Here is a 12,768-nt window from a genome sequence, read left to right on the forward strand (position 1 = left end):
TATAACAATGTTTATAGTATTACTTTTCTGGCATTTGTGGCATTGGTCGACGGAAACGACGCGTGATCCACACCATATAAAGTATACCAATTGCTCCCCAAACAAGGCCTAATTCCATAGAGCCTGGTTCAAGATTTATCCACAAGACCCCCATTGTCGCAGCACCAATAATAGGTAATATCAGGTAATTAATATGATCCATTAACCCTTTATTACGACGCTCACGAATATAGAATTGTGAAATAACAGACAGATTCACGAAAGTAAACGCAACTAACGCACCAAAGTTAATTAATGCAGTTGCAGTCACTAAGTCAAAGAACACTGCACCTAACGCTAAGAAACCCACCAATAGCACGTTAAAAGCCGGTGTACGCCATTTAGGATGTACGTAACCAAATGTCTTCTCTGGGAATACGCCATCACGACCCATAACATAAAGTAAACGCGCAACACCTGCGTGAGCCGCCATACCGGATGCTAATACAGTCACACATGAGAACACTAAAATAATCGACTGGAATAAAGCACCAGCAACATACAGCATTATTTCAGGTTGTGACTCTTCTGGGTTTTTGAATCGTGAAATATCTGGGAAATACAATTGCAAAAAGTAAGAAACGGCAATAAAGATAACCCCACCAATCAGCGCAGTTAAGAAAATCGCTTTAGGGATAACTTTACCTGCATTTGGTGTCTCTTCTGATAATGTACTGATACCGTCAAAACCTAAGAATGAGAAACAGAGTATTGTCGCTCCGGTTATCATAGGTATAACTTCAGCATCAACAGATGCAAACGGTCTAAAGGTCCATAACTCCCCTGCACCTTCTCCGTTATATACACCGTGAATAAGTAATCCAACAAACACAACCATTACGGCAACTTGCACAATAACAATTGCTGTATTTAAGTTAGCAACAACGTTAATACCACGTAGGTTAAAGAACGTCATTAAAGCCACTAAGCTAAATACAAAGATCCACGGCTCAACGCCTGGGAATATTGCTTGTAAATAGATCTTTGCCAATAAGATATTGATCATTGGCATAAATAAATAGTCGAGTAAGGATGACCAACCCACCATAAAGCCCACATAAGGACTCATGGATTTCTGAGCATAGGTATACGCCGAGCCAGCTGATGGAAAACGCTTAACTAATTTTCCATAACTTACTGCGGTAAATAAAATTGCAATTAAAGCAATTGCATACGATGTTGCTACGTGACCATTGGTAATGCCAGAAACGATACCAAATGTATCGAAAATAGTCATAGGCTGTAAAAAAGCAAGCCCCATCATGACTACCTGCATTAGTGTCAAGGTTTTACGTAGTTGAACCCGATTGTTAGCACCAGTTTGGTTAGTGCCGATAGAGGAGATGACGTTATCTGACATTAGCGAACCCTCCCATAACTTCGGTTTGAGTACTCAATAAACTCAACCGACAGTTACTGGGAAGACTTCGCATCTGCCTATAAACAGAATAGAATGAAGTTTTTAAGGATGTGTATGTATTTAGGAGACGCCGTGCTCCGTAGTCATCATTACCGCAGGTGCCGTTTGGCCCGACTGCGAAAGAGAATAATTGTACCATATTAGCATTCCTCTATCATGACAACCCTTTCTCTAAGGGGCTGGCTGCTAATCAAATTATGTTATCTATTCAGACTCAAATGAATCTGACCTCTTGGTGTAGTAATAAGTAAAAATGCAAAAAAAAACCGATGCACTTTAAACGCATCAGTCATATTTTTAGTGGGCGCATTTTGCACGTCTCAGACTTAAATAGCAATACATTTTCATCAAAAAGCCCCCTTTTTTTACGATCTTTTCAATTCGCAAACTAAGTCAACATGTAACGCCACATTTTATTAACAAGAATTGTAATTTTATCACAATTCTTATGCTTTAAATATTTCGAAAATCTTTACTACACCGAGGGGAAGAGAACCATAATATATTGATAAATAAACATTAAACCTCAGATTAAAATTAATATCATCAACAAATCATCAAAATAAAGCATTTAAAATACATTAATAAGATTAATGCTAAAGAGTTGTTAACTCACACTTCTTTTTACCCTAAAAAGTAGACTTTTAATAAAAAATGTCTATTTTTTAACAGCCTGTTTTATATAAATAAAAAGTAAGAGAATAAATTAAGAAAAAAACGGCAGATACTAAGTAGAAATAACAATCTAATACTCAGAATAAAACGATGAATAAGATGAATTATTGAGCTAAATATAGACCTCAATATTTAAATTTTCCAGTACTAATTTTGAACAAATCAAAAAAATTAGAGATAAAAAAAGACTCCACAAGTGGAGTCTTAATGACACAAACTGAGGGTAATAAATTAGAAATTATAGTTCAAACCAATGTTGTAACGACGACCTTCTAATGTGGTATTAAAGTTTTCATAGTTGATACGACGATCAAATACGTTATAAACACCACCAATCACATTTAGTTGCTTGGTTAAACTGTAGCTGGTACCAATATCAACAAACGCATAAGAAGGCGTGCCATGTGACATAGAAGTACGTGATAAGTAATCAGAGGTTTTACCACGGAAGTTAATACGTGCCCACGTTTCCATTTCTGGCATTGTTTCCCAATTTAAGGTCGCGTTAGCCATATGACGTGGTTGTTTATTTAATGGCTTACCTTTGAAATCACCGCTTTTTTGTTCAGTGTCCGTAAAGGTGTAGTTAGCCGCTAAATTCCACTCTGGTGATATTGTCCAGTTAAAGGTCGCCTCAATACCACGCATATTCGCTTTATCTACGTTAGTTCTATCACTAACAAAGTCATAAGGTTTCCCATTATTGCCAACACCGTCTGCTAATGTACAGTCACGAAGATCCGTCATTTTAGAACCGTCTTTATTTGTACGGCTGTCACAACGGCGATCTTCCATAATCTTATCTTTAAAGTCGGTATTAAAAAGACCTAAACTTGCCGTCAGATTTTCACGGTTATCCCAGATAATTGAAATTTCTTCAGTGACTGATTTTTCAGGTTTCAAACTTGGGTTACCATAAATAACAGCATCATAATTACCGCCACCCGTACCTTGACCCCATGATGCCGTTGCTTGACGTAGATCTGGTGAACGATAACCGGTAGATACTCCACCTTTTAATGTCCACTCATCAGCAAGATGCCATACACCGTATACTCTAGGTGTCCAGTGAGTACCAAAGTTCTCATCTTTATCCATACGTAAGCCACCCGTTAAGGCGAAATCGTTAGTCATTGCCCATTCATCTTCAGCAAATAATGCCCAACTATAACGATCTAGCTTATTACCACCTTTAATTTTATTACCTTCGTCTTTTAGCTCTTCATAACGATATTGTGCTCCCACACTTAATGTATGGTCACCTAACATAAAGACAGTTTGATTACGCACTGTTGTGTCGTCATAATCCATTTTACGTGATGGATTACGGCTTTCATCACGCTGAACATAAGTATTCATCGTACCAAAATCATAAACACCATCATGAGTTAACGCATAATGAGTTAGCTCATAATCAGTAAAGCTGCTTTCCGGTGTTTTACCTCGGCTAGATAACCCTGATTTTGAATGCCAAACTCGTGAGTCACGATGTTGGTTATCTTTTTTAAATTCAAAATCAATCGTATTTTGCTCATCAGGTGTCCAACTTAATGTACCACCGCCTGATGCCGTAATTTGACGGTTATAACCATTAACAATTTTGTCTTCACTACGATGTGAATATTGACCTTAAATTTTCAAGCCTAAGACATTATCAATTAATGGACCTGCGGCATAAAAACTACCTTGATTAGTATTACCTGAGTCTTTACGCTCTGTGATAGTACTATCTCCACGTAAGCTAAAGTTCCACTCTTTTTGCGCTTTACGGGTAATAATATTGATAACCCCACCCATTGCATCGGAACCATATAAAGAAGACATTGGGCCACGTACAACTTCAATACGTTCAATAGCAGGTAAAGGTGGTAACCAACCTTGTTCAATACCAGAGTTATCACTATTAGGACGCGTTTCACGCGAGGCAACACGCTTACCATCAACCAAGATCATGGTATATTTTGCATCCATACCACGAATACTAATATCAGAACTACTTCCACCGCCTGTCACTAATACGCCAGGAACATCTTTTAGCGCATCAGTTACATCACGATAAGACTTAGTTTCTAATTGTTCACGAGTAACAACAGAAACCGAGGCTGGCGCATCTTCAACGGTTTGTTTAAACCCAGAAGCAGTTGTAACAAGTAGTTTTTCTACATTTTCAGCTGTTGCAGTCATAACAAAACTAGATGCGATTGCAGCAACAACACTAAGCGCGATTTTATTTTTATTTAACACTACCATTCCCGATTCTCCAAGAATATATATTCTTTACATTTTATATAGATGGACAGATCGACAATTGCTCAGAAATTAGGGTAATAAATAAATTTAATTACCCTTGGTTATTTTAATATTATTTTTATATCCCTATTTACTGCATCCCTATATTTACTTCTTTTCTCTTTCTCTTTTACTTCTCTATATTTTATCCACTAAGCCATCAATAATAATTTGAGGTATTCCTTGTGAACAATATTCCAATCTACCTTGAACACCATAAACATCAGCAAGACTTTGTGCTGTAATAACTTTATCTGGCGCACCTTGCGCAATTAATTGCCCTTGTTTTAACATTAATACATGTTCGCCATGTCGTAAGGCGATATTAATATCATGGACAACAACAACAGTAATAATATTTCTACGGTGTGTCTCTTTAGCGACTAAATCCATTACATGATATTGGTAATTAAGATCTAATGCGCTCAATGGCTCGTCCAATAATAATAAAGAGGGTTGCCTAATCAATGATTGTGCAAGTCCAACTAATTGTTTTTGGCCACCCGACAATTCATCTAAATAACGTAATGCTAAATGCTCGATGCCTAATTGACGTAATAAATGCATTACCTGAGCTTCACTATGTTCATTATGTAATCCACCTGAAGCTCGCTGTGCCACAATAATGGATTCTAAAACATGTAAATGAACACCCGCTGGTAATGTTTGAGGCAAATAGACCACATTTTGAGCACGTTGTGCGAAATTCATCGTGGCTAGATCGTTGCCATCTAAACTGACAACACCTGATGATTTATTTAACCCCGCCAACGCCCTTAATAATGTTGATTTTCCGCTGCCATTTGGCCCCAATAATACAGTGACCTTCCCTTTAGGTAGTGGCTCAACATCAAGTGCCTTAATGATGAGATGTTTAGCATAGCCAGCGCTAAAATCTTGAATTTTTAATCCTTCCATCATTAGATATTCCCCCTATGACGTAAAATCATACTGAGGAAAAATGGCACGCCCACCAGCGATGTCACAATACCCACCGGAATAATGACACCTGGTATTAAATTCTTAGACGCAATTGATGCCAATGATAAAACTAAAGCCCCAATTAGTGCGCTTGCTGGTAAATAGAAACGATGATCTTCACCAAACATCATGCGAGCAATATGAGGTGCAACCAAGCCAATAAAAGCAATAGGTCCCACAAAAGCAACAGCCAGTGCCGTTAAAATACTTATCCGTAGCAATGAGCCTAATCTTAAGCGCTTTACATCAATACCAAAGCTAATCGCCCTGTCTTCACCTAATCGCAGTGCGGTTAGTTTCCATGAACTTAGCCATGAAATCACCATAATGACAGCAAATGCACCCGCCATAACGCCGAGTTTTACCCATGTTGCACGCGCCAAACTTCCCATAGTCCAGAAAACCAGACCTTGGAGCGTGTCTTCTGTTGCAATAAATTGCATCATTGAGACTAACGCATTAAAGGTAAATACCATTGCTATACCAAACAGCACAACGCCAGATGTTGGAACACGTGTCCAACGAGTTATTCCGTCTAATAATAAGGCTGATAATAAGGCAAAGAGAAACGCATTCGCCGAAATAAACCATTGGTCAGGAATACCCGGAATACCAATACCTAAAACAATCGCCAATGCAGCACCAAATGAAGCAGCATTTGATAAACCCAGTGTGAATGGACTTGCTAACGGGTTATTTAGAATAGTTTGCATTTCTGCACCCGCTAATCCTAGCGACATCCCTACCACAACCGCCATTAAGGCATAAGGTAAGCGGATATCCCATACAATCACTCGAGAGCCCGCATCAACAAGTTCAGGCTGAAAAAGGGTTGTTAATAATTTATCAAGTGATAAACCAGAAGGCCCCATGGTGAAATCTAACACCACTGAACCACAAATAATTAAAACGATAACTCCTAACCATAGCATGCGTTTATTCATCATTTTTCGATAATGGGCTTTCACATTATCTGATGCATTTTTTTCATGCTCTTGTGTGGCGAGTCTCTCTGACATAATGCTCATATCAATTGTTGTACCTAGTTTTTTCTACGTTGTTCTGTTCTTACCAACCCATTAAGTAAGCAAAAACATACCGTACAACCCATCAACTGTTTTTTATGGACAAAAAACCAATTATTAATTTGAGACAAATTATTCAACAAAGAAGTGAGTCGCCAAATTATTATACGGTGAATCATATTCGCTGTGTAATTTATTATATGGCGATAAACTGTTGGTTGGCTATCTTGAGCACTAGAAGGGCTAATTATTATCAGACTCATTACATTCAGCATATTATTTACAACTAATAGCGCCATTATCTTATTTTTCAGCAAATAAATCGTGCGCTAACAATAAAGCAAATAATAATAATTATCAATGCGATTGCCGATATAATTAAAGTTTTTGTATGTTTTTTATAATTGACAGGTCAAAAAATAAAAAAACGCCCGTTTTATAGTGATCTCAATCACAAAAACGGACGTTTTAATAGCTTGATTTATAGGTTATTTTTTATTCGCAATATGTGTTGGAAATTCCATTTCGTTATAACGAATAAAGCGGGTTTTCTTCACAATCTTATAAGTAAACCAAATTAATAAGAATAATGGGATACCAATATAAGTTGCAATTGCACCATACCAATCAATTGTGTCTTCTAAGAAAGCTTGGTAATTTTGACCTAATGTAATAATTAAACACAATATAAAGGCAAAAATAGGGCCAATTGGGAAGAAACCTGAGCGATAAGGTAAGTCATTTAAATCGCGACCTTGTGCAACATAGCCTTTACGGAAACGATAGTGGCTAATCGCAATACCTAACCATGCAATAAAACCGGTCATTCCTGAAGTGTTTAATAACCACAAGTAGACAGTTTGGTTTCCGTACATTGAACTTAGGAAACATAAACCCGCAACAACTGTTGTTGCATAAAGCGCATTGCGTGGCACACCATTTTTAGACAATTTACCAAAGCATTTTGGTGCTTTGCCTTCTCTTGCTAATGTAAACAGCATACGCGTTGATGCATACATGCCTGAGTTACCCGCAGAAAGTACTGCCGTTAAGATAACTGCATTCATGATAGCTGCTGCAGATAATAATCCCGCATTTTTAAAGACTAGTGTAAATGGACTAACGCTAATATCACCTACATCATTACGCAGTAAATTAGGATCAGTGTAAGGGATAATTAAGCTAATAATTAAAATCGCGAAGATATAAAACAGTAAGATACGCCAGAACACTTTACGTACAGCTTTGGGAATATTTTTAGCTGGATCTTTAGATTCACCCGCTGCAATACCAATTAATTCTGTACCTTGGAATGAGAAACCAACGATCATGGCAACACCAATCATGGCAGCAAATCCACCCGCAAAAGGTGCATCACCAATTTCCCAATTATGCCAACCTGCGTTTTCGGCACCTTTCATAATGCCCGTAATCATCGCAATACCCACAATAATAAAGATAATTACTGTAGAAACTTTGATCAAAGAGAACCAATATTCTGCCTCACCAAACCCTTTTACAGAGATATAGTTGAGTAAGAAAATAACACCAAGGAATAAAGCACTCCAGATCCAACCATCAACATCAGGGAACCAATAGAGCATCACTAATTGTGCAGCAACAAGGTCAACAGCAATTGTAACTGCCCAGTTATACCAATAGTTCCAGCCTAATGCGAAACCAAAACCTTCTTCTACATACTTAGAGCCGTATGTTGAGAATGAGCCGGAAACAGGCATAAATGCGGCTAATTCCCCAAGACTTGTCATTAGAAAATAGACCATTAGTCCAATTAATGCATAAGAGAGTAATGCCCCACCCGGCCCTGCTTGAGCAACAGTTGCACCAGATGCGACAAAAAGTCCTGTACCAATTGAACCACCAATAGCGATCATCGCTAAATGTCGCGCTTTTAACTCTCGGCGCAAGGTGCGTACTGCGCCCGAATCAGCAGTACTATTTTGTTGTTCTGACATAACATTCCACTTTTATATTCACTTTTCTAACGAGGATTGTAGCAAATCTGTCGTTCGTGAATAGCAAGGATCTAGGATTATAAGATACCTTCATGATCGGGCGTCAATTATTAGCAATTTATGAAAAATTGCCGATTAAGTGTTCAGCATTACAATATGTCAGGAGTTTTTTCAGTGCATCAGAGACATGTTTTTGACGATGATAAACCAGATATAGGGTACGTTGTAATGCCAACCCTTCTACTTTTATCTCTTTTAATGAGCCATTATTAATCTGCTCTTCAATCACTCGGCGAGATAAACAGCTGATCCCCATTTCATACATTACGGCGTGTTTTATTGCTTCTGAGTTACCTAATTCCATTTCAATACGGTAGCCCGGTAAAGAAGCAAATAGAAGATGGTTAAGCACATCTCGAGTTCCTGAACCATTTTCTCGTAAAATCCAAGGAGCTGACTGTAAATCAGTTAAAGTCACTTTTGATGCTTTAGCTAAAGGATGATCGGGTGAGCAAAAAACAACCATTTCATCTAAAAGCCATTTCTGGCTAATCAGTTCGGAACTTTGACAAGCACCTTCAATTAGCCCTAAATCAACACGGAATTCGCTCACTAATTTAACGACTTCTTCGGTATTTCCAATACTCATTTCGAGCGGAATATCCGGATAATTACGATGAAAATTCCCCAGCATTTGAGGAAGAATATAATTACCTATTGTTGTACTTGCAGCGATGCGTAAAGCACCATTTCCGGCTTGGAATAACTGCTCCACTTCGGTTGCTCGTTCCAGCAAAGATAGTGCTCTAGGATAAAGTAATCGCCCATGTTCATTTGTGACAAGCCTTTTTCCCACTCTATCGAAAAGCTGTACGCCTAGTTGGCTTTCGAGATCAGTTAAAGATGCACTGACAGCAGATTGAGATAAAGCAAGCTGTTGTGATGCTTGCGTTGTAGAACCACTCTTGAGAACTTCAGTAAAGACTTCCAGTTGCCGCAACGTAATTCGCATATCCATTCCACCTTTAAACCGTCATTGTAATAACATACTATCCACAAACCAGTAACATACCAAGTACATTTAAGAAAATACACATATATTAGTTTTAGTGGTTATTATTATAAAAATAATGAATTTAATAAATAAGATTACTTGTTATATGCTTATGCAAAATTCATATAAGCAAGGTTTTTCTATGTCAGAGCAAAGTCAACCTATTACATTGGCGAAAAAATGTTTCACTCCAGTCTATCGCTGGTTTCCTGGTTTATTACTAACTGGCGTATTAACTGCGCTTGCTATTTATATTGGTGATATTCCTTGGTTTTCTAGCATGGGTTTAGGAGCATTAACGCTGGCGATCCTATTCGGTATTATTGTGGGTAATACCTTTTATCCTGTTGCAAAACCTTATAGTGACGAAGGTGTCAAATTTGCTAAACACTATTTATTACGTACAGGTATTATTTTATACGGTTTTAGACTGACTTTTCAGCAAATTGCAGATGTAGGCGCAACAGGTTTAATTATAGATGCCATTATGCTGACATCGACTTTTCTTATTGCAATGTGGATTGGTCGAAAATATTTCGGCTTAGATGAGCAAACTGTCATCTTGATTGGTGCAGGTAGTAGTATTTGTGGTGCTGCGGCTGTTATGGCGACAGAGCCTGTTGTTAAAGCACAAGCAAGCCAAGTTGCCGTTGCGGTTTCTACTGTTGTGATTTTCGGGACTATCGGTATTTTCCTTTACCCTTGGTTCTACCATTTAAATGCATTTGCAGGCTGGCTACCCTTTACCGAAGAAACCTTTGGTATTTTCTCCGGCTCAACTATTCACGAAGTCGCTCAAGTCGTCGCTGTAGGGCACTCTATTAGCCCTGATGCTGAAAATGCTGCGGTTATTAGTAAAATGATCCGCGTAATGATGCTAGCACCATTCTTAATTATTCTTTCAACTTATTTAAGTAAGAAAAAAAGTAAAGCGAACAATGGTGCACAAGCAACTGAGAAAAGCCCAATTACTATTCCTTGGTTTGCCGTATTCTTTATTTTAATGGCTGGCTTTAACTCTTTAAATTTAATTCCAGCGTCTATTGTGAGTTACATTGTGACTATTGATACCATTCTCTTAGCAATGGCGATGGTGGCATTAGGTTTAACAACGCATATTAGCGCTATCCGACAAGCAGGCGTCAAACCATTATTATTAGCTTTATTCTTATTTTTCTGGTTAACCCTTGGTGGTGCGATGATTAATATCTTTATTCAAACTGTATTGATGTCTTAATAGGAATATCGATATAAATTAATCCCCCTTAAAATTTCGCCTTGAGAAGTACTTTTCATTATTGCGCAACTATTTTTAGTTGCGCTTTTTTGCTTTTATCACCTCAATATGATGTTATACGCTGTATGTTTGTTATCATGGTGTGAAATAAATCTAAGGAGAGAAATAATGAAATTTGTTGGCGCACATGTCAGTGCTGCTGGTGGCGTCGATCAGGCGGTATTACGCGCACATGAAATAAAAGCTACTGCGTTTGCCCTTTTTACTAAGAATCAGCGCCAGTGGAAAGCTGCACCATTATCCGCAGAAGTCATTGATAAATTTAAAAAGAACTGTGAGCTTTATGGTTATAGCCCTTCTCAAATTTTACCCCATGACAGTTATCTCATTAATTTAGGTCACCCTGAAGAAGACGCTCTCGAAAAATCAAGAGACGCATTTTTAGATGAAATGCAGCGTTGTGAACAACTAGGTATTGAGTTACTTAATTTCCACCCGGGAAGCCATTTAAATAAGATTGATGTTGATAAGTGCCTACAAAAAATAGCTCAATCGATTAACATCACTTTAGAAAAAACGAAAAATGTCACTGCTGTGATTGAAAATACCGCAGGACAAGGAACAAATTTAGGTTATCGTTTTGAACATCTCGCCGCCATTATTGATGGGGTAGAAGATAAATCTCGCGTAGGCGTTTGTATTGATACTTGCCACACTTTCGCCGCCGGTTATGATCTAAGAACAATTGAAGATTGCGAAAAGACATTCTCTGAATTTGAAAAGATTGTCGGCTTTCAATACCTAAAAGCGATGCACCTTAACGATGCAAAAAGCGAATTAGCCAGTCGAGTAGACCGCCACCACAGTTTAGGTGAAGGAAATATTGGTAAAGTTCCTTTTAGCTATATTATGCAAGATAAGCGTTTTGATGGTATTCCGCTGATTTTAGAAACCATCAATCCGGATATTTGGCCTGACGAAATTGCTTGGCTAAAGTCACAACAGCTCTAGAAACAGTACCTGCATTAATAAGATTTGCGGTTTATAACGATTTTCGTTTTTTACCGTTTTCGTTTTATACTGTTTTTGTATTATAGTAATAAACCGCAAATTATCTTATTTAATCGGTGTTAGCTCTATCTTAGTCATCATTTCAGCAAGTTGACTTCTGTCTTTAATTCCTACATCAGGCTGACTGACTGATAACGCAGAAATCGCAGTTGCAAGACGCAAAGTATGCTCACTCGTTTGGCTCATTAATAAACCATACACTAATCCAGCAACCATCGAATCCCCAGCACCAACAGTACTTATCACATCACAATGCGGTGGCTTTGCCAGCCATGCGCCAGATGCATTTACCCATAAAGCCCCTCTTTCACCCAACGAAATAACAACATGAGCAATACCTTTATCGCGTAGTTGATGAGCGGCTTTAATAATATCAGCCATTTCAGTTAGTGAATGCCCTACCCACGCTTCTAATTCACGATGATTAGGTTTTATCAGCCAAGGTGCTGCTTTTAGCCCTGCGACTAAAGCATCACGACTGCTGTCGAAAATAATGCACGGACATAATTTTCTTAGCTTAATCATCCATTGAGTAAAGGCTTCAGGATCAACGCCATTCGGTAAACTACCACTGACAACAACCATATCGAAATGACCAAGCCAATTAAGCGAATCCATTGCAAAACGTTGCCAATCTTGCGCTGATACGGTGAATCCTGAAAAATTAAAGTCAGTGACTTGCCCTTTTCCTTCGGTTAACTTCACATTAATACGTGTTCGTCCTGACACAAGATAAAAACGGTTAGCCATCCCATTTTCACTAAAGAAGTGCTGAAATTCCTCTTGATTTTCACGTCCCATAAATCCGCTAACAGTAATATCAATGCCCAAATCACGTAAGACTTTTGCGACATTATTGCCTTTACCCGCAGGATTGAGCCCAGCAGTCCGGACTAAATTAACACCACCTATATCAATAGCTGGACAGGCACCAACAAGATCATAAGCAGGGTTTAAGGTGATCGTAGCGACACGGCGACTCATGCCTTCACTCCCAAATC

9 protein-coding genes and 1 pseudogene are annotated in these 12,768 nt (G+C 38.3%); 2 read left to right on the forward strand and 8 right to left on the reverse strand.

The window, feature by feature from the left end:
* Positions 1-19: 19 nt before the first annotated feature.
* From GTK47_RS14935 to yieE, 7 genes and pseudogenes are all read right to left on the reverse strand, one after another.
* Positions 20-1,399 carry an APC family permease gene (locus GTK47_RS14935; RefSeq protein WP_165124584.1) on the reverse strand — a complete coding sequence of 460 codons (1,380 nt, stop codon included), beginning with the start codon at positions 1,397-1,399 and terminating at the stop codon, positions 20-22.
* Complete coding sequence (locus GTK47_RS20555) at positions 1,389-1,598, reverse strand: hypothetical protein (RefSeq protein ID WP_165124587.1); 210 nt, start codon at positions 1,596-1,598, stop codon at positions 1,389-1,391. Before GTK47_RS20555 ends, GTK47_RS14935 begins: the two co-directional genes overlap by 11 nt.
* Before the next feature lie 767 nt (positions 1,599-2,365).
* Positions 2,366-4,384 (reverse strand): annotated as a pseudogene (locus tag GTK47_RS14945) (ligand-gated channel protein).
* A gap of 177 nt (positions 4,385-4,561) precedes the next feature.
* A complete protein-coding gene (locus GTK47_RS14950) occupies positions 4,562-5,344 on the reverse strand; it encodes an ABC transporter ATP-binding protein (RefSeq protein ID WP_165124590.1) in 783 nt (260 codons plus the stop codon).
* Positions 5,344-6,432: an iron ABC transporter permease gene (locus GTK47_RS14955; RefSeq protein WP_165124593.1), complete on the reverse strand. Its 1,089-nt coding sequence runs from the start codon at positions 6,430-6,432 to the stop codon at positions 5,344-5,346. Before GTK47_RS14955 ends, GTK47_RS14950 begins: the two co-directional genes overlap by 1 nt.
* A gap of 485 nt (positions 6,433-6,917) precedes the next feature.
* Positions 6,918-8,405, reverse strand: a complete 1,488-nt coding sequence (locus GTK47_RS14960; protein WP_165124596.1) for an amino acid permease — start codon at positions 8,403-8,405, stop codon at positions 6,918-6,920.
* 118 nt (positions 8,406-8,523) lie between these two features.
* Complete coding sequence (yieE, locus tag GTK47_RS14965) at positions 8,524-9,417, reverse strand: DNA-binding transcriptional regulator YeiE (protein ID WP_165124599.1); 894 nt, start codon at positions 9,415-9,417, stop codon at positions 8,524-8,526.
* Positions 9,418-9,601: 184 nt separating this feature from the next.
* On the opposite strand from yieE, the gene GTK47_RS14970 reads away from it, so the two are divergent.
* Complete coding sequence (locus GTK47_RS14970; RefSeq protein WP_165124602.1) at positions 9,602-10,696, forward strand: YeiH family protein; 1,095 nt, start codon at positions 9,602-9,604, stop codon at positions 10,694-10,696.
* A 168-nt stretch (positions 10,697-10,864) separates the two neighbouring features.
* Positions 10,865-11,707, forward strand: a complete 843-nt coding sequence (gene nfo, locus GTK47_RS14975) for a deoxyribonuclease IV (RefSeq protein WP_165124605.1) — start codon at positions 10,865-10,867, stop codon at positions 11,705-11,707.
* Positions 11,708-11,812: 105 nt separating this feature from the next.
* Here the strand turns inward: nfo and fruK are convergent, their stop codons facing one another.
* Complete coding sequence (fruK, locus tag GTK47_RS14980; protein ID WP_165124608.1) at positions 11,813-12,751, reverse strand: 1-phosphofructokinase; 939 nt, start codon at positions 12,749-12,751, stop codon at positions 11,813-11,815.
* Positions 12,752-12,768 lie beyond the last annotated feature (17 nt).

Source organism: Proteus sp. ZN5 (genome assembly GCF_011046025.1).
Lineage (GTDB): Bacteria > Pseudomonadota > Gammaproteobacteria > Enterobacterales > Enterobacteriaceae > Proteus.

Bases quoted from the DNA above. Each gene is read 5' to 3' on its own strand.
- GTK47_RS14935 (WP_165124584.1), bottom strand. From the start codon at position 1,399: ATGTCAGATAACGTCATCTCCTCTATCGGCACTAACCAAACTGGTGCT.
- GTK47_RS20555 (WP_165124587.1), bottom strand. From the start codon at position 1,598: ATGGTACAATTATTCTCTTTCGCAGTCGGGCCAAACGGCACCTGCGGT.
- GTK47_RS14950 (WP_165124590.1), bottom strand. From the start codon at position 5,344: ATGATGGAAGGATTAAAAATTCAAGATTTTAGCGCTGGCTATGCTAAA.
- GTK47_RS14955 (WP_165124593.1), bottom strand. From the start codon at position 6,432: ATGAGCATTATGTCAGAGAGACTCGCCACACAAGAGCATGAAAAAAAT.
- GTK47_RS14960 (WP_165124596.1), bottom strand. From the start codon at position 8,405: ATGTCAGAACAACAAAATAGTACTGCTGATTCGGGCGCAGTACGCACC.
- yieE (WP_165124599.1), bottom strand. From the start codon at position 9,417: ATGCGAATTACGTTGCGGCAACTGGAAGTCTTTACTGAAGTTCTCAAG.
- GTK47_RS14970 (WP_165124602.1), top strand. From the start codon at position 9,602: ATGTCAGAGCAAAGTCAACCTATTACATTGGCGAAAAAATGTTTCACT.
- nfo (WP_165124605.1), top strand. From the start codon at position 10,865: ATGAAATTTGTTGGCGCACATGTCAGTGCTGCTGGTGGCGTCGATCAG.
- fruK (WP_165124608.1), bottom strand. From the start codon at position 12,751: ATGAGTCGCCGTGTCGCTACGATCACCTTAAACCCTGCTTATGATCTT.